The organism is Pantoea sp. JGM49, assembly GCF_018257655.1.
GTDB classification, from domain to species: domain Bacteria; phylum Pseudomonadota; class Gammaproteobacteria; order Enterobacterales; family Enterobacteriaceae; genus Pantoea; species Pantoea communis.
The window spans coordinates 585,221-602,932 of the sequence record NZ_JAERJM010000002.1 but is presented as its reverse complement, the minus strand read 5'-3'; the positions used below and the strand labels follow the sequence as shown (position 1 = coordinate 602,932).

Here is a 17,712-nt window from a genome sequence, read left to right as displayed (position 1 = left end):
ATAAAAAAAGCTCGGCGCACACGGGACTAATTCTTAAAACCAACGTTGGTCTCATACAACAGAGGTTTTTCTGACTTTCATCAGATTGAAATAGATGTCCGGTTGTTTCAACATGAGTTTTTCCATGACACCCTGTGCAGGAAACTGCTCTGAGAAATAGTGAATGGCGTGCCGCACATTATCAGAGAGTTTGTCTGTATGATTTAAGTCCTGCTGAATCAGGTTCAATAATCCGCCCCTTAAATAACTTTGCCGATAAGCATTCCTTTCAGGCAGATAATGCGTCATTCGGGTCAATTTTTCATACTCTTGCATAAACTGTTGATAGCTTAACGTGGCACACTCTTTCTCGTCACTGGCGCTATTTAAGGTATCCAGTACCCAGACGGACTCCGTATTAATCAACCCAGCAAGCATCACATCCCGCATGCGATTCAAAGGTGTTGCGGCGTAAACAAGCGCAACACGCAGGATGACGAGGTAATGTTGGCACCAATGCAGCCCGGTCTGTAACTGCTGAAAGAGTTGTAATGAAGACTGCAATCCCGTTTTAAGGGTGTGCTGAGGGGACAGAGGTTGGATAAAACAGTTTAGCTCAGGACGCTGATCGTTGCATTTAGCGACCTCCAGCAACAGTGCGTCTGCAGGCGTAAAGCCAGCGGGTGCAAACAGTAAGAAGTCATCCTCATTCAAACCTGCAATCCTGTCAGGGTCTGTATTGACCAAATTAAAGCGTTGAGAGGTGATAACCGATTGGAGCTCATAGCAGCGAAGGGTTGAATCTGATAGCAGTCGATCTTCTTGCCCTGCGTTCATCGCTGGGCCAGACACATCGTGATCCGGAGAAAAGCGTTCCATATTTTATATCCCCAATAAAAGATGAAAACCTGAACCTTTCCCAATGAAATGCTCAAGTAAAAAAATAACAGACAAGCTGATGAAGATTTTTAGCGCAATTAATCTCAACAGATTATAAACAGGCTAAGGGCAGAGAATTCATTTTTTATCGGCCTTCCAGACGTCACCCTAATCATAATTGTTAAAACTTTCTGAACCAGGGCTAAAGCATCGAGAATAAAGATAACAATTTTTAGCCAGAACAGAAGTAAGGCATGCCTTGTTTTTAATGTTTGCACGCTTTTGGAAACACTTAATCACGAATCAATCCATTATTTACCAGAGTGCCCCCCCCCTCCTGAAATGACTTGCCGCTCAAAAAAAACACTTCGGTGTGTTCGCTCCCCCACTACCCTTTCATTCGTAAAAGAAAAATATTCTTTTATCGTTTGAAAGGTTGATTCATCCTTCATTTTCTCTCTCAAACACTCTATTAATAAGAAACTTCATCCAAATTAATCATTCCCCTGAGTGATACTCACGCCCGTGCTTAAGTGAGAAGCATTCACCTCACTGAGTTTTCAGAATATCCTTAGCCCAGAACACGGCATGCCATTCTCATAAATATCTCTCTCCCGCCTATCCCATATTTCGGCTTAAGTTTGCCAGATAAATCATTTATACCCGTGAGCGCGCTCTGCCAGTATTGAACATATCAGTTCTCAATTTCAGATAATCAATAACTTTCAGTTATAAGGAGTGACCATGCGGGTTATTACGCTGGCGGGCAGCCCTCGCTTCCCATCGCGCTCTACTGCACTGCTCAGCCTGTGCCAACACGCGTTAGAAGCACGCGGTGTTGAAGTCATTCCCTGGAATATTCACAACTTCCAGGCGGACGATCTGCTCTATGCGCGCTTTGACTCTCCAGCCCTCAACGCATTGAAAGCCGACCTGGCGCTGGCGGACGGACTGATTGTTGCCACCCCTATTTATAAAGCTTCATTTTCGGGTGCGCTGAAAACCCTGCTTGATTTACTGCCAGAACGTGCCCTGGAACACAAAGTGGTGTTGCCATTGGCCAGCGGCGGTAGTGCATCCCATTTACTGGCCGTGGATTACGCGCTCAAGCCGGTATTGAATGCGCTGAAAGCCCAGGAAGTGCTGCATGGGGTGTTTGCCACCGATACGCAAATAGTAAATTACGACCGCCAGCCAGAGCTGGATCAACAACTGGCCGATCGCATTGATGATGCGCTCGACACCTTCTGGCATGCACTGCATCGTCGCCATCAACCTTACGCTCAAGCGGTATAAAGGAAGAATCATGAAAAGGATGTTTACGGGTTTACTGCTGCCAGCCTTTGCTGCGCTATTTGCCCTGAGTGCCAACGCCGTTGCCGCTGATGCCCCGGCGCAATTGCGTGTGGGGTATCAAAAAGGTTCGGTGAGCATGGTGTTAGCAAAATCTCACCAGATGCTGGAACAACTTTTCCCCCATACCCAGATCAAATGGATTGAATTTCCCGCGGGCCCGCAGATGCTGGAGGCGCTGAATGTCGATAGCATTGATTTAGGCAGCACCGGTGATATTCCACCGCTGTTTGCACAGGCAGCAGGCGCGGATCTGCTGTATGTCGGTTCCGAACCACCGAAACCTCAGGCTGAGGTGATTCTGGTGCCCAAAGACAGCCCGATTAAGCGTGTTGCCGATTTGAAAGGTCATAAAGTGGCCTTTCAGAAGGGCTCCAGTTCACACAACTTATTGTTGCGTGCGCTGGAGCAGGCTGGCCTGAGCTTTAAAGATATCCAGCCCACCTATCTGACCCCCGCCGATGCGCGAGCCGCTTTCCAGCAGGGCGATGTCGATGCCTGGGCTATTTGGGATCCCTACTACTCTGCCGCCTTACTGCAAGGCAACGTGCGCGTACTGGCTGATGGCAGCAAGCTCAACCAGACCGGTTCCTTCTATTTAGCCACACGCAAATATGCCGAAGCCAACGGTCCATTTATCCAGCAAGTGCTGCAAACCTTCAGCGATGCTGACGCGCTCACCCGCAGCCAACGCGAGCAAAGTATTGATCTGCTGGCACAAGCGATGGGCTTACCCAAGCCGGTGATTGCCAGCTATCTCGACCATCGTCCACCCACCACGATTACGCCGGTCAGCGCACATACTGCGCAGGCCCAACAGCAAACGGCCGACCTGTTTTATGCCAATCATTTGATGCCGGTAAAAGTGAACATCACTGACCGCATCTGGCATCCACAGTCCGCCCAGCCATAAGGAATTGAATCATGAGCATATCCGTATTTTGGTTTCTTCCCACCCACGGTGATGGGCACTATCTTGGCACCGCCGAAGGTTCGCGTCCTGTCGATCACGGTTATCTGCAGCAGATTGCTCAGGCCGCCGATCGCCTTGGCTTTGGCGGCGTGCTGATCCCCACCGGCCGCTCCTGCGAAGATGCCTGGCTGGTAGCCGCGTCACTGATTCCGGTGACGCAACGTTTGCGCTTTCTGGTGGCGCTGCGTCCGGGCGTGATTTCACCGACGCAGGCAGCGCGTCAGGCCGCGACGCTTGATCGTCTGTCCAACGGGCGCGCGCTGTTTAACCTGGTCACAGGCGGCGATCCTGAAGAGCTGGCGGGGGACGGCGTGTTCCTCGATCATCGGGAGCGTTATGAAGAATCAGCGGAGTTCACCCGCGTATGGCGTCGCGTTTCAGAAGGTGAAACCGTGGATTACGAGGGTAAACACGTCAAAGTGCGCGGTGCACGCCTGATGTTTAAACCGGTACAACAGCCACGTCCACCGCTGTGGTTTGGCGGTTCATCCGATGCCGCGCAGGATCTCGCCGCTGAGCAGGTCGATGTTTATCTCACCTGGGGCGAGCCTCCGGCATTAGTCAAAGAGAAAATTGATCAAGTGCGTGCCAAAGCGGCGGCACAGGGCCGTAAAGTGCGCTTTGGCATTCGTCTGCACGTCATCGTGCGTGAAACCAATGAAGAAGCCTGGCAGGCAGCGGATCGCCTGATTGCTCATCTTGACGATGCCACTATTGCCAAAGCGCAGGCGGCCTTTGCCCGTACCGATTCTGTCGGACAACAGCGCATGGCTGCGCTGCATGGTGGCCGCCGTGACAAGCTGGAGATCAGCCCGAACCTGTGGGCAGGCGTGGGTTTGGTGCGTGGCGGTGCCGGTACTGCGCTGGTGGGCGATGGCCCAACCGTGGCTGCACGTATGCAGGAGTACAGCGACCTCGGCATCGAGACCTTTATTCTCTCAGGTTATCCGCATCTTGAAGAAGCCTATCGTGTCGGTGAGCTACTGTTCCCACACCTTGATTTGGCCATCCCAGAAGTGCCGAAACCTCGTGTGGTGCAAGCGAACGGTGAAGCGGTAGCCAATGATTTCACCCCGCAGAAAGTGTCTCAGAGCTAAGGAGTTCAGGATGGCAAAGTTTCAAAAACAGCTGAGTAATGCCCTACTGCCCTGGGCTTTACCGGTGCTGCTGGTTGCGGTGTGGCAGCTTGCCTCTCAGGTGGGCTGGCTCTCAACACGCATTCTGCCATCACCGGAAAACATCATTATTACGTTCTGGAAGCTGACGGTGAGTGGTGAACTGTGGCAAAACCTCGCCATCAGTGGCTGGCGCGCAGCGATTGGTTTTGCCATTGGCGGCTCGATCGGTTTGGTGCTCGGCTTGATCACCGGCACCTCACGCGTGGGTGAGCGCTTGCTGGATACTTCGGTGCAGATGCTGCGCAACGTGCCGCATCTGGCACTGATCCCGCTGGTGATTCTGTGGTTCGGCATTGATGAGTCGGCCAAGATTTTCCTGGTAGCACTCGGCACCTTATTCCCGATTTACCTCAACACTTATCACGGTATCCGTAATATCGATCGTGGTCTGGTGGAGATGGCGCGCAGCTATGGCTTGTCTGGCTGGAGTCTGTTTATTCAGGTGATTCTGCCAGGTGCGCTGCCTTCGATCATGGTCGGCGTACGCTTTGCCCTCGGCCTGATGTGGCTGACGCTGATTGTGGCTGAAACTATCTCGGCCAACTCTGGCATTGGCTATCTGGCGATGAATGCACGTGAGTTTCTGCAAACCGATGTGGTGGTGGTCGCCATCATTCTCTATGCGCTGCTCGGCAAACTGGCCGATGTCGCCGCTCAACTGCTGGAGCGCGTATGGCTGCGCTGGCATCCGGCTTATCAATTGAAGGAGAACGCATGAGCAACGCAACTTTGAGCCCGTCGCGTCTGAACAGCGGCACCCCCGTTGGCGTTAACGGCGTCAGTAAGCAGTATGGCGACCGCACCATCCTCAACAATATCAATCTGCATATCCCTGCCGGGCAGTTTGTTGCCGTGGTGGGCCGCAGCGGATGCGGAAAAAGTACCCTGCTGCGCCTGCTGGCAGGACTGGAATCTACCTCGCGCGGTGAGCTGCTGGCAGGCACTGCGCCGTTAGCGCAAGCACGCGAAGACACGCGTCTCATGTTCCAGGATGCACGTCTGCTGCCGTGGAAAAAAGTTATCGATAATGTGGGCCTGGGTTTAAAGGGGCGTGAATGGCGGGCTGCCGCACTGGAAGCTCTGGAGGCGGTGGGTTTAGCCGATCGCGCTAACGAGTGGCCAGCGGCACTATCGGGTGGGCAAAAGCAGCGTGTGGCGCTGGCTCGCGCGTTGATTCATCGACCCGGTTTGTTGCTGCTGGATGAACCCCTCGGAGCGCTGGATGCACTGACGCGTATTGAGATGCAGGGATTAATCGAATCATTATGGCAACAGCATAACTTTACCGTGCTGCTGGTCACCCACGATGTCAGTGAAGCGGTGGCGATGGCCGATCGTGTATTGCTGATTGAAGAGGGACAGATTGGGCTGGATTTAACCGTGGATCTCGCGCGACCACGTCGCCGCGGATCGGCGCGTCTGGCGGAGCTGGAAGCAGAAGTGCTGGATCGCGTGATGAAGCGCAGTCCGGCAGATCAGCCGCTGAAATTCGCTCAGCAGCGTTAGTCGAAGTCGAGCGGGATATTGCCACTGTTACTCCACGCAACCAGAGGAAGTGGCGGTGAATTCAGTAAAAGCCGCATCATCGTGATGCGGCTTACACCTTATCAGGCGTTCAACGCTTTGGTGATCTTCTCGTACAGATCGCCCGACAGCTTATCCAGACCTTTTAACGTTTCCAGCGCCTTACGCATCAATGCCTGACGACCGGCATCATAACGTTTCAGACGAATCAATGGCTCGATCATACGCGCCGCCACTTGTGGATTACGCGTGTTGAGATCGGTCAACATCTCCACCAGGAACTGATAACCACTGCCGTCTTTGGCGTGGAACGCTGCTGGGTTGCCGGCCGCAAAAGCCCCAATCAGGGAACGAATGCGGTTCGGGTTACCCATGGTGAAAGAACGGTGATTGAGCAGTTCACGCACCTTGCTCAGCACGTTGTCCGCCGGGCTGGTGGCTTGCAGCACAAACCATTTGTCCATCACCAGACCATCCTGATGCCAGCGCTCGTCGTAGGCGGCCAGCAAGGCTTCACGGCACGGCAACTGCGCTGACACCGCTGCCGAGAGCGCGGCCAGCGCATCCGTCATGTTGTTGGCTTGATAATACTGCGCCTGTACCAGTTTATCTGCTTGCTCCACATCGGCGAACGCCAAATAGCTCAGGCAGACATTTTTCAGTGCGCGCTTGCCAATCTCTGCATGCTCCACCTTGTATTCCTGGCTCTGGTTAGCCAGATACACAGCATACAATTCATCGCTCAGTTCGGTTGCCAGCGCATGCACCAGCGCCGCACGCACCGCAGAAATCGCCAGCGGATCGATCACTTCAAATAGCTCGGCGATTTCATTCTCGCCAGGCAGTGACAAAATCAACGCGGTTAACGCCGGATCGCCCTGCTCTTCCAGTAACACCGCGCGGAAGGCATCCGCCACGTGCAACGGCAGCGACAGCGGTTGTCCCTGCTGATGGCGCGCGACATTCAGACGGATATAAGTCGCCAGCAAACTTTGCGCCGCATCCCAGCGGGAGAAATCGTTGCGGGCGTGGCGCATCAGGAAGGTGAGCTGCGCATCGCTCCATTTATAATCGAGCTTCACGGGCGCCGAGAATTCACGCAGCAGCGAAGGCACTGGCTGGAAGTGCACGTTATCGAAAATAAAGGTCTGGAACTCCTCGGTGACATTCAGCACATGATGCACCGGATGGCCGTTATGCTGCAGCGGAATCACCTTGCCTTCGTTGTCGTACAGTTCGATATCCAGCGGGATATGCAGCGGCAACTTCTCTTTCTGCTCGGCTGTTGGTGGCGTGTGTTGTGTCACGTGCAGCGTGTACTGCTCCAGCTCAGGATTGTAGTCATCACGCACCGTCAGCACCGGTGTACCCGCCTGGCTGTACCAGCGACGGAACTGTGACAAATCAACATTGGAGGCATCTTCCATCGCCTGAACAAAATCGTCGCAGGTGGCCGCACTACCATCGTGACGCTCAAAATAGAGCTGCATGCCTTTCTGGAAATTGGCTTCGCCGAGCAGAGTATGCATCATGCGAATCACTTCAGAGCCTTTTTCGTACACCGTCAGGGTATAGAAGTTGTTCATCTCGATCACCTGATCCGGGCGGATCGGGTGCGCCATTGGGCTGGCATCTTCGGCAAACTGTGCGCCGCGCATCACGCGTACGTTGTCGATGCGGTTAACCGCACGCGAGCCCAGGTCAGAGCTAAACTCCTGGTCGCGGAACACGGTTAGGCCCTCTTTCAGGCTGAGCTGGAACCAGTCACGGCAGGTGACGCGGTTACCGGTCCAGTTATGAAAGTATTCGTGTCCAATCACCGCCTCAATACCGAGATAATCTTTATCAGTGGCGGTCTCGGCTTTCGCCAGCACATATTTGGAGTTGAAGACGTTGAGGCCTTTGTTCTCCATTGCGCCCATATTGAAAAAATCCACCGCGACAATCATAAATATGTCGAGGTCATATTCGAGGTTAAAGCGCTCCTCATCCCATTTCATGCTGGCTTTCAAAGAGGTCATCGCCCAGTCGGCACGATCGAGATTGCCACGATCGACGAAGATCTCCAGCGCCACATCACGGCCGGAACGCGTGGTAAAGCTGTCGCGCAGCACGTCGAAATCGCCCGCCACCAGCGCAAACAGATAGCACGGTTTCGGGAACGGATCCTGCCACTTCACCCAGTGGCGACCATCTTCATGACGACCGCTCTCTAACTTATTGCCGTTGGAGAGCAGGAACGGATATTTTGCCGCATCGGCAATGATGGTGGTGGTAAAGCGCGCCAGCACGTCCGGGCGATCCAGATACCAGGTGATATGGCGGAAGCCTTCAGCTTCACACTGGGTACAGAGTGCATCACCCGACTTGTACAACCCTTCCAACGCGGTGTTGGTATCCGGATGGATGTCATTAATTATGGTCAGGATAAAGTTGTCGGGCAGTTGGCTGATGACCAGCGCGCCCTCTTCTTCACGATAGTGTGACCAGGGATGGCCATCCACCGCCAGCGACACCAGCGTGAGGTCTTCGCCATCCAGACGCAGTTCGGCATCCGCAGCACCGAGACGCTTCACCTGGCTCACCGCCGTCACGCGCGTGCTGGCGGCATCGAGGTCAAAAGTCAGGTCGATATCGGTGATGGTGTAATCCGGCGCACGGTAGTCGTGGCGATATTTGATTTGCGGCTGTTGCGTCATAAGTCCTTCTCGCATCGTTAATATGTTGACCCGTCAAAGTCTAAGCGGGTTGTGCCTTCGTTGCCACGCACAATGCGTGCCTTCGTGCAAAAGGCTACAATTCATTAACAATGGCACAAATGACCCTCGACCTGCCACCCGCAATTATGGTGTGATCGTGGTCATTACTGTTTTATACTCCTGCGTCTTTATGACTTTGTTGACACCGGGCTCTGCTCCGCGGAAGAGGATGCTGAAACGCACCATGACTGGACATGCTTCCCCGATTTTGACCACGCTGCTTGATACCGATGCGTATAAGCTTCATATGCAGCAGGCCGTTTATCATCGTTACTACGATGTCCCGGTAACGGCAGAATTTCGTTGTCGCGGCGATGAATTGCTCGGCCAGTATGCCGATGAAATTCGCGCGCAACTCGATACGCTGCCTTCTCTTGCCCTGAGCGACAACGAATATCACTATCTCAGCGGCTTACCTTTCTTTGAATCCGATTACCTCAACTGGCTGCGTCAATTCCGCTTTGATCCCTCTCAGGTCAGGGTGCGCAATGAGAATGGCCGTTTGTCTATTCAGATCAGCGGGCCATGGCGCGAAGTTATTCTTTGGGAAGTGCCGCTGCTGGCGCTGATCAGTGAAGTGGTGCATCGCCATCGCACACCGGAGATCGGTGTGGAACAAGCGGTCACTCAGTTACAGCAGAAGTTGGTCGATTTCCGTCAGCAGGTGGGCGATCTCGATATGTCCCGCTTCCAGCTGATGGATTTTGGTACCCGTCGCCGCTACTCCAAAGCGGTTCAGGAAGCGATCGTCAGTACGTTAAAAGCGGAGTTCCCGTGGTTAGTGGGCACCAGCAATTACGATCTCGCCCGGCGCTTACAGCTCAATCCGGTGGGCACTCAGGCCCACGAGTGGTTCCAGGCACATCAACAGATCAGCCCGGTGCTGGCGAATAGCCAACGCGCGGCGCTGCAATCCTGGCTGGATGAGTATGATGACCAACTCGGTATCGCGTTGACAGACTGCATCACCATGGATGCCTTCCTGCGTGATTTCGGCCCGGGCTTTGCCCATCTCTATCAGGGTTTGCGCCATGACTCGGGGGATCCCGTGGAGTGGGGTGAAAAAGCCATTGCGCACTATCAGCGTCTGGATATCGATCCGAAGAGTAAAACGTTGGTGTTCTCAGATAACCTCAATCTGGATAAAGCGTTGGCGTTATATCGTCACTTTGGTCAACGCGCCAACGTGGTATTTGGCATTGGTACGCGCCTGACCTGCGATATTACTGGCGTCACACCACTGAACATCGTGATTAAACTGGTGAGCTGCAATGGCAAACCGGTGGCGAAACTCTCTAACAGCCCAGGCAAAACTATCTGCCAGGACAAAGCCTTCGTGCGCGCCCTGCGTAAAGCATTCGACCTCCCGCTGGTGAAAAGAGCCAGCTAATCATGGATGCAGGGTGCCCGCACCCTGCTCTTTCACAACAAATCTCCCTTTTTCCCCTGCAAAATTGCTTGTTTCCTGATGGCTCGCAAGTAACATAGCAAAACCCCGAAATGGGGCTTTTATCCACTTCTATATATAGAGAGATATTTATGAGCGTAGTGCCTGTAGCGGATGTACTGCACGGCCGTGTCGCGGTTGACAGTGAGGTCACCGTACGTGGTTGGGTGCGTACCCGAAGAGATTCCAAAGCCGGTCTTTCCTTTATCGCCGTTTATGACGGTTCCTGCTTTAATCCCGTTCAGGCCGTCGTCAATAATTCTCTGAATAATTATCAGGATGAAGTGCTGCGTCTGACCACGGGCTGTTCTGTGATTGTCACCGGTAAAGTGGTGGAATCACCGGGCGAAGGCCAGGCCTTTGAACTGCAGGCGACCAACGTAGAAGTCACCGGCTGGGTAGACGATCCGGATACCTATCCCATGGCGGCAAAACGCCACAGTATCGAATACCTGCGTGAAGTCGCACACTTGCGTCCGCGCACCAATCTGGTCGGTGCCGTAGCGCGTACACGTCATACTCTGGCGCAGGCGCTGCATCGCTTCTTCCACGAAAATGGCTATTTCTGGGTTTCTACCCCGCTGATCACCGCATCGGATACAGAAGGTGCGGGCGAGATGTTCCGCGTCTCTACGCTGGACATGGAAAACCTGCCGCGCGATCCGCAGGGCAAAGTTGACTACGACAAAGATTTCTTTGGTAAAGAAGCCTTCCTGACCGTTTCTGGCCAGCTGAATGCTGAGACTTATGCCTGTGCATTGTCAAAAGTCTATACCTTTGGCCCGACCTTCCGCGCAGAAAACTCCAACACCAGCCGTCACTTAGCGGAATTCTGGATGCTGGAACCGGAAGTCGCTTTCGCTAACCTTGACGACGCTGCTGCACTGGCTGAGGCCATGCTGAAGTATGTGTTCAAGGCGGTGCTTGAAGAGCGTGCTGACGACATGGCGTTCTTTGCTGAACGCGTAGACAAAGATGCGATTGCGCGCTTAGAACGTTTTGTCACAACCGATTTCGCCCAGGTAGACTACACCGATGCCGTCGACATTCTGCTGAAAAGCGGTCAGACGTTTGAGAACTCAGTGTCATGGGGTGTGGATCTCTCCTCCGAGCACGAACGTTATCTGGCGGAGAAACACTTCAAAGCGCCGGTGGTGGTGAAGAACTATCCGAAAGACATCAAAGCGTTCTACATGCGCATGAATGAAGATGGCAAAACCGTTGCAGCGATGGATGTCCTGGCGCCGGGCATTGGCGAGATCATCGGTGGTTCACAGCGTGAAGAGCGTCTGGATGTATTGGATGCGCGTCTGGCTGAAATGGGTCTGAATAAAGAAGATTATTGGTGGTATCGTGACCTTCGTCGTTACGGCACCGTGCCACATGCTGGCTTTGGATTGGGTTTTGAACGATTAATTGCCTATGTCACCGGCGTACAAAATGTAAGGGATGTTATCCCCTTCCCACGTACTCCACGTAACGCTAATTTCTAAAATTCGCGATTAAATATAAGTAATTCATATATATAACGAGGTCGGCCTAGCCGGCCTTTTTTTATTTTTGTAAATTTTGAGTTCTCTCACAAAGTTCCCGATATTTTACAAATTGTAATACAAAATTTCTTTTTGATACGTAATTGCGAGATTTGAATCATTTTCGGGCTAGAAATAGCAACCCTGTGATGGAAAGATGCGTGCAGACACAGGAGACATCAAACTTCTTTCAAGGTTCCCGTAAAGGTTTCTTGACGGCAGTGGCAGATGTCCAAATAACTCCAATGAGGGTAATAAAAAATGATGAAGCGCAACATTCTTGCAGTGGTTATCCCTGCTCTGTTAGCTGCAGGCGCAGCAAACGCAGCAGAAATCTATAACAAAGACGGCAACAAACTGGATCTGTACGGTAAAGCTGTTGGTCTGCACTACTTCTCTGATGATTCTGGTAGCGATGGCGACCAGTCTTATGTTCGCTTCGGCTTCAAGGGTGAAACCCAGATTAACGACCAGCTTACCGGTTACGGCCAGTGGGAATACAACATCCAGGCTAACAACTCAGAAGGCGGCACCGACGCGCAGTCTGGCAACAAAACCCGTCTGGGCTTTGCTGGTCTGAAATTCGGCGATGCGGGTTCATTCGACTACGGTCGTAACTACGGCGTAGTGTATGACGCAATCGGCTGGACTGACGTACTGCCAGAGTTCGGTGGCGATACCGGTTACTCTGATAACTTCCTGGTTGGCCGTTCTACCGGTCTGGCGACCTACCGTAACACCAACTTCTTCGGTCTGGTTGATGGCCTGAACTTTGCTCTGCAGTATCAGGGCAAAAACGACCGTACCACTGACGCACGTCGTTCTAACGGCGACGGCTGGGGCACCTCTGTTTCTTACACCTCACCAATCGGTGTAGGTATCGTAGGTGCTTATGGTTCAAGCGACCGTACCAACACCCAGAACAGCCAGTTCTACGGTAAAGGCGACAAAGCTCAGCAGTGGGCAACCGGTCTGAAATATGATGCAAACAACGTGTACCTGGCTGCCATGTACAACGAAACACGCAACTCTACCTACATCTCTAACAGCAACGCCGGCAGCATCGACAACGGTCAGGTTGGTTTTGCTAACAAAACTCAAGGTTTTGAAGTTGTAGCTCAGTACCAGTTCGACTTCGGTCTGCGTCCATCCATCGCTTATGTCCAGTCTAAGGGCAAAGACATCGAAGGTATCGGCGATGCTGACCTGGTTAAATACATCGATGTGGGCGCAACCTACTACTTCAACAAAAACATGGCTACCTACGTTGATTACAAAATCAACCAGTTGGATGACAACAACCCTCTGGGTCTGGCTACCGACGACGTAGTTGCTGTAGGCCTGGTATACCAGTTCTAATCTCTCGATTAGATATGTGTATCGCCTAAAAACGGAGCCTTCGGGCTCCGTTTTGCTTTTCAGTGATCAGCTTCTCAATTAGCGCCACTACTTTATACACGCGGCTTATTTCTTTTTTATGTCAGCGGTTGGCAAGCGTATCATCTGACGCTAACCTGATAGCTCATTTCGCTAAAGTTCACCCAAACGGAACTGACTCATGTTTGAATCGATCTCTGCCGCACCCGCCGATCCTATTCTGGGACTGGCTGACCTGTTTCGCGCCGACGACCGCCCGAATAAAATCAACCTTGGCATTGGTGTCTATAAAGATGAAACCGGTAAAACACCGGTACTCACCAGTGTTAAAAAAGCTGAGCAGTATCTGCTGGAAAATGAAACCACCAAAAATTATCTGAGCATTGATGGTCTGGCCGACTTTGCTCGCTGCACTCAGGAATTGCTGTTCGGCAAAGAGAGCGCGCTGATTTCAGCGGGCCGCGCGTGCACAGCACAAACTCCAGGCGGCACCGGTGCATTGCGCGTCGCGGCGGATTTCCTCGCGACCCAGACCAATGTGAAGCGTGTGTGGGTAAGCAACCCTAGCTGGCCGAACCACAAAAACGTATTCAACGCGGCGGGTCTGGAAGTTTGTGATTACCAGTATTACGACGCGGCCAACCATAGCCTCGATTTCGCAGGCATGGTCGCTTCGTTGCAGGAAGCCAAAGCCGGCGACGTGGTTCTTTTCCACGGCTGCTGCCACAACCCGACTGGCGTCGATCCTTCCGCGGACCAGTGGCAACAGCTGGCGAAGCTATCGCAGGAAAAAGGCTGGCTACCACTGTTCGACTTCGCTTACCAGGGCTTTGCACGTGGCCTGGATGAGGATGCAGAAGGTCTGCGTATTTTCGCCGCGTCTCATCAGGAGCTGATTGTTGCCAGCTCTTACTCCAAGAACTTTGGCCTGTACAACGAGCGTGTCGGTGCACTGACGCTGGTTGCCGCCAACAGCGATGTCGCGAAAACCGCCTTTAGCCAGGTGAAATACAGCATCCGTGCTAACTACTCTAACCCACCTTCACACGGTGCCGCTGTGGTCGCCACCATCCTCGGTAACGACGCGTTGCGTACCATCTGGGTGCAGGAGCTGACAGACATGCGTCAGCGCATCCAGCGCATGCGTCAGCTGTTCGTGAATACCCTGGCAGAGAAAGGCGCGAAACAGGACTTCAGCTTTATCATTAAGCAGAATGGCATGTTTTCGTTTAGCGGCCTGACCAAAGATCAGGTTGTGCGCCTGCGTGACGAGTTCGGCGTGTATGCCGTTAACTCTGGTCGTGTGAACGTGGCCGGGATGACGCCAGACAATATGTCTGCGCTCTGTGAAGCGATTGTCGCTGTACTTTAAACAAGTCAGTAGAATGAGAAATGGGCCTTAATGGCCCATTTTTTATTGCAGGAACGGATTACTGATACGCTCCCGACCCAAGGTGGAAATCGGACCGTGGCCCGGCACAAAGGTCACATCATCACCCAGCGGTAACAGCTTAGTGTTAATCGCATTGATTAAATCGCTGTGGCTGCCCTGCGGGAAATCGGTACGTCCGACACCGCCATTGAAAATCACATCACCCGATATCAATAAGCGCCCAGCCCGGTCAAAGAAAACAATGTGTCCCGGCGTATGACCCGGGCACAGCAGCACTTCCAGCGTGACATTGCCAACCTGAACCGTTTCGCCCTCTTCCAGCCAGCGATCCGGCGCCAGTGGCGCACATTCCGGCAGGCCAAACATACGGCTTTGCGTCGGCAAATTATCCAGCCAGAACGCATCCAGCTTGTGAGGGCCAACAATAGGAATTTGATAGTGTGCGGCGAGTTCAGCGGCGGCCCCCACATGATCAAGATGACCATGCGTCAGCAGAATTTGCGCGGGGGTTAATCCCCGCTCAGCTAATACGGCAATAATCGTCTCGGCATCGCCGCCGGGATCCACCAGCGCCGCCTGCTGAGTTTCGTCATCCCAGATGACCGAGCAGTTTTGAGAAAAGGCCGTAACCGGAATAATGTGGTAATTCATAGCGCTCCATGACCGACACACGCAGCGCTGCCGGTATCAGGACCAGTGCCTTGCAGGCCCGGTATCTATGTGTACGAAGTTGCTGCGCGGGTAATATCCTACACCACCGGCGCGCATAGATAACGCCGCTTTGCGAACATTGCTCAATGAAATTCCCTCGATATGGAAATCCATCGCCTGCCCTTTGGTGTGATAACTGTGTTTGGCCACGCCAGGACCCGATTCACGCAGCATATTGTTAGTGGCCAGCGTACGGTAGCCTGAGATAAGCTGCACCGGTTTGCGGGTGTTGAGCACCATCTGTAAGCGATAGAGCTGATCAAACAGATGCGGATCGATGTGTTTCACTTGATTGGCGCGGTAATCACGGAAGAAGTGATTTAAGCGGGCTAACTCATCCTTGTCATAACTCTTGCCGTTAAAAAACTCCGTTTTAAGGGTTTCACCGGTGTGAAGGTTATTAAGCGTCAATACTCGGGGGCGCGAGGTGGAAAGCGAAGCCAGCGCTGAACCAGGAAGCAGAGACAAACCTGCCGCTGCGCCTCCAATCAGGAGCAATCGACGACGTTGAGAATCAAAATTAGCCATGTAGCGGGGTTACCTAATCTAAAGCGATAAAAAAATGTGTAAAAAGTACACAAGGCCGAACAGTAACCGCAGCCTGGAGGTCAGTCAACCCGCAATGTGTCACAGAATGACCAAAACCCGCGCAAAACCGAAATTTTGCGACGGGCCCTGATCTTTTCGAAGAGAGGTGAAATCCGGCAAATCAATGACTAGAGGAGAAGTTTTCCTGCTTTTGACAGAACCTGGCTACCGGAGCGCGCAGGGTTATCATAATTGTAAATATCTGTACGATATTGCGGCTGTCCATCCGCCGCGACCCATGCGGTTAAATAATAGAGATTAACCGGGATGCGGTGGCGAATCGGCACATAACGCGTGTCGCCCTGTTTCAGCGTGTCGGTGATGCGGCTGTCATTCCAACCCACATCCTGCAGCAGCAGGTCGGCCAGTTCAGAGGCCTTATTCACGCGCACACAACCAGAGCTCAGTGCGCGAATATCGCGCTGGAACAAGCCATGGTTAGGCGTGTCGTGCAAATAGATGGCATCGGAACTCGGCATATTAAACTTATATCGACCCAGCGAGTTCATCGCGCCCGGCGCCTGACGAATGCGATACGGGAAACTGGCTGCAGAAACCATATGCCAGTCAATCATCGACGGATCGATCACTTCGGCATCCGCACTCCAGCCCGACAGTAAGGTATAGCCGTGCTTGTAGAGGTATCCGGGATCCTGTTTGACCTTCGGCACGATATCCTGACGCACCAAAGTGGTAGGTACATTCCACGGTGGATTGAGCACCACATTGTTCAACGCACTGCGCATCAGTGGCGTTTTACGATCGGGACGACCGACAATCACCCGCGATGACAAAATCGTGGCTCCGTTGTTGTAATAGGTGAGTGAATAGTTGGGAATGTTCACCATAATGCCGTTATGCATATCATCCGGCAGCAGACGTAGGCGCTGGATATTCAGTGCCAGTAACGATGCGCGCATCTGCGGTGACACATTCAGCCACTCACGCGTGCGAGGGCCTATCGCCCCATCATCCGCCAGACCTTGCCAGTGCTGGAAGCGTTTTACACCTTCCACTAGCGCGGCGTCATACACATTGTCACCAGCAGGCGTTGTATTCGCCACCACGTTGCCGGTTGCAGCAGGTGCCTGTGCAGACAAATCATTGACGCTGGCCGCCGATGGACTCACCGCGATCGGCTGATTGCTCTGGCTGACCGGCACAGGTGCTGTCGGCACGGCATCATCAGCTGGCGTCGGTGTGCTGCTGTGCGTTGCGGCAGTCAGCATGCCGGTCCGCTGCAAAATCTCTCTGAGCGCAGGCACATCGTTGCTAATTTGGCCGGGGCGGAGCGTGCCGCTGTCGCGCAGTTGTGGCCATGGACGGTTATCGGTCAGCAGCGCTTTGAGCGCACTGTGCATCGGCGCATATTGAGGATGTTGCGGTGCCAGCGAGATGATAAACGCGCGACTGCCACCACCGTTTACCGCATTTTGCCACTGGTTAATGGCAGCTACGCCCGGCATCGTCAATTTGTAGGGAACATTACTGTACAGCCAGGTTTCACCCTGCGTCGGCACATTGGCGACAAACTGCAAATAGCCTAACATGGCATCGCTCAGCACGATGTCGCGCGCCATGCCGGTAATCGTGGGATTAGTCAGTAATTCAACCCAACGAGTAAACTGTGGCTGGACGCCGGAAAGCGCCACCTCCGCCAACTGTTGCTGGAAAGCCTGCACCGCTTGCTGATCCTGCCAGAGTGGCGCCATATTACGCGCGGCGTAGATACCGGCTAATCCCGGCAGATAGAAAGGCTGCTGACTGGGGCTAAAAGCCTGCTGAATTTGATGCTGACTCGCCGCCACTGACATGGCGCTATGTGAAGTTCCGGGTAAAGCGGCAATGATCGCGGCATGGCTGGTGGCCAGCGGCGACAATACCAGTGAAACACTGAGTGCGAGTACCGCACGATTCATTCTGCTTCTTCTATTCAGCCACATCCCTGCCCCCTTCTCACCTAAGACACAGCGCCCTGTTTTCGCTATGTACAGCCTTACTCTTATTGTTGAGTATACA

The 17,712-nt window shown here is 53.2% G+C and carries 14 protein-coding genes; 9 read left to right on the top strand and 5 right to left on the bottom strand.

What is annotated here, in order from left to right; genetic code table 11:
- Positions 1-51 precede the first annotated feature (51 nt).
- The gene (locus JK231_RS05895; RefSeq protein ID WP_211728172.1) at positions 52-858 is read right to left on the bottom strand and encodes a hypothetical protein; all 807 of its coding nucleotides are present in this window, start codon (positions 856-858) and stop codon (positions 52-54) included.
- A 744-nt stretch (positions 859-1,602) separates the two neighbouring features.
- Here JK231_RS05895 and ssuE point away from each other — a divergent pair.
- From ssuE to ssuB, 5 genes are read left to right on the top strand one after another with little or no spacing between them, the layout of a single operon-like run.
- A complete protein-coding gene (ssuE, locus tag JK231_RS05890; protein ID WP_097119308.1) occupies positions 1,603-2,154 on the top strand; it encodes an NADPH-dependent FMN reductase in 552 nt (183 codons plus the stop codon).
- 10 nt (positions 2,155-2,164) lie between these two features.
- Positions 2,165-3,124 (top strand): sulfonate ABC transporter substrate-binding protein, encoded by a 960-nt coding sequence (locus tag JK231_RS05885; protein WP_211728171.1) that lies wholly within the window; start codon positions 2,165-2,167, stop codon positions 3,122-3,124.
- Positions 3,125-3,135: 11 nt separating this feature from the next.
- Positions 3,136-4,281 (top strand): FMNH2-dependent alkanesulfonate monooxygenase, encoded by a 1,146-nt coding sequence (ssuD, locus tag JK231_RS05880; RefSeq protein ID WP_211728170.1) that lies wholly within the window; start codon positions 3,136-3,138, stop codon positions 4,279-4,281.
- A gap of 10 nt (positions 4,282-4,291) precedes the next feature.
- Complete coding sequence (gene ssuC, locus JK231_RS05875) at positions 4,292-5,080, top strand: aliphatic sulfonate ABC transporter permease SsuC (protein WP_034820490.1); 789 nt, start codon at positions 4,292-4,294, stop codon at positions 5,078-5,080.
- Entirely contained in the window at positions 5,077-5,868 is a 792-nt protein-coding gene (ssuB, locus tag JK231_RS05870) for an aliphatic sulfonates ABC transporter ATP-binding protein (RefSeq protein ID WP_058959672.1), read from the top strand. Before ssuC ends, ssuB begins: the two co-directional genes overlap by 4 nt.
- A gap of 101 nt (positions 5,869-5,969) precedes the next feature.
- On the opposite strand, the gene pepN is transcribed toward ssuB, so the two are convergent.
- Entirely contained in the window at positions 5,970-8,585 is a 2,616-nt protein-coding gene (pepN, locus tag JK231_RS05865; protein ID WP_211728169.1) for an aminopeptidase N, read from the bottom strand.
- Between the two features lie 229 nt (positions 8,586-8,814).
- On the opposite strand from pepN, the gene pncB reads away from it, so the two are divergent.
- From pncB to JK231_RS05845, 4 genes are all read left to right on the top strand, one after another.
- Positions 8,815-10,035, top strand: coding sequence for a nicotinate phosphoribosyltransferase (pncB, locus tag JK231_RS05860; RefSeq protein ID WP_249221620.1), 1,221 nt, complete (start codon positions 8,815-8,817; stop codon positions 10,033-10,035).
- Positions 10,036-10,184: 149 nt separating this feature from the next.
- Positions 10,185-11,585: an asparagine--tRNA ligase gene (gene asnS / locus JK231_RS05855; protein WP_160832437.1), complete on the top strand. Its 1,401-nt coding sequence runs from the start codon at positions 10,185-10,187 to the stop codon at positions 11,583-11,585.
- 300 nt (positions 11,586-11,885) lie between these two features.
- Entirely contained in the window at positions 11,886-12,983 is a 1,098-nt protein-coding gene (gene ompF, locus JK231_RS05850; protein WP_283094309.1) for a porin OmpF, read from the top strand.
- Positions 12,984-13,182: 199 nt separating this feature from the next.
- Positions 13,183-14,373: an amino acid aminotransferase gene (locus tag JK231_RS05845; protein ID WP_034820516.1), complete on the top strand. Its 1,191-nt coding sequence runs from the start codon at positions 13,183-13,185 to the stop codon at positions 14,371-14,373.
- Positions 14,374-14,415: 42 nt separating this feature from the next.
- Here the strand turns inward: JK231_RS05845 and JK231_RS05840 are convergent, their stop codons facing one another.
- The 3 genes from JK231_RS05840 to ldtD all read right to left on the bottom strand — a co-directional run bounded on the left by JK231_RS05840 (position 14,416) and on the right by ldtD (position 17,636).
- Entirely contained in the window at positions 14,416-15,045 is a 630-nt protein-coding gene (locus JK231_RS05840; RefSeq protein WP_097119313.1) for an MBL fold metallo-hydrolase, read from the bottom strand.
- 36 nt (positions 15,046-15,081) lie between these two features.
- Positions 15,082-15,633, bottom strand: a complete 552-nt coding sequence (locus tag JK231_RS05835) for a YcbK family protein (RefSeq protein WP_034820522.1) — start codon at positions 15,631-15,633, stop codon at positions 15,082-15,084.
- 188 nt (positions 15,634-15,821) lie between these two features.
- Complete coding sequence (ldtD, locus tag JK231_RS05830) at positions 15,822-17,636, bottom strand: L,D-transpeptidase (RefSeq protein WP_058961772.1); 1,815 nt, start codon at positions 17,634-17,636, stop codon at positions 15,822-15,824.
- Between the last annotated feature and the right edge of the window lie 76 nt (positions 17,637-17,712).

Bases quoted from the DNA above. Each gene is read 5' to 3' on its own strand.
- ssuC (WP_034820490.1), top strand. From the start codon at position 4,292: ATGGCAAAGTTTCAAAAACAGCTGAGTAATGCCCTACTGCCCTGGGCT.
- ldtD (WP_058961772.1), bottom strand. From the start codon at position 17,636: ATGTGGCTGAATAGAAGAAGCAGAATGAATCGTGCGGTACTCGCACTC.
- asnS (WP_160832437.1), top strand. From the start codon at position 10,185: ATGAGCGTAGTGCCTGTAGCGGATGTACTGCACGGCCGTGTCGCGGTT.
- ssuD (WP_211728170.1), top strand. From the start codon at position 3,136: ATGAGCATATCCGTATTTTGGTTTCTTCCCACCCACGGTGATGGGCAC.
- pepN (WP_211728169.1), bottom strand. From the start codon at position 8,585: ATGACGCAACAGCCGCAAATCAAATATCGCCACGACTACCGTGCGCCG.
- JK231_RS05885 (WP_211728171.1), top strand. From the start codon at position 2,165: ATGAAAAGGATGTTTACGGGTTTACTGCTGCCAGCCTTTGCTGCGCTA.
- JK231_RS05845 (WP_034820516.1), top strand. From the start codon at position 13,183: ATGTTTGAATCGATCTCTGCCGCACCCGCCGATCCTATTCTGGGACTG.
- JK231_RS05835 (WP_034820522.1), bottom strand. From the start codon at position 15,633: ATGGCTAATTTTGATTCTCAACGTCGTCGATTGCTCCTGATTGGAGGC.
- ompF (WP_283094309.1), top strand. From the start codon at position 11,886: ATGATGAAGCGCAACATTCTTGCAGTGGTTATCCCTGCTCTGTTAGCT.
- JK231_RS05840 (WP_097119313.1), bottom strand. From the start codon at position 15,045: ATGAATTACCACATTATTCCGGTTACGGCCTTTTCTCAAAACTGCTCG.
- ssuB (WP_058959672.1), top strand. From the start codon at position 5,077: ATGAGCAACGCAACTTTGAGCCCGTCGCGTCTGAACAGCGGCACCCCC.
- ssuE (WP_097119308.1), top strand. From the start codon at position 1,603: ATGCGGGTTATTACGCTGGCGGGCAGCCCTCGCTTCCCATCGCGCTCT.
- pncB (WP_249221620.1), top strand. From the start codon at position 8,815: ATGCTGAAACGCACCATGACTGGACATGCTTCCCCGATTTTGACCACG.
- JK231_RS05895 (WP_211728172.1), bottom strand. From the start codon at position 858: ATGGAACGCTTTTCTCCGGATCACGATGTGTCTGGCCCAGCGATGAAC.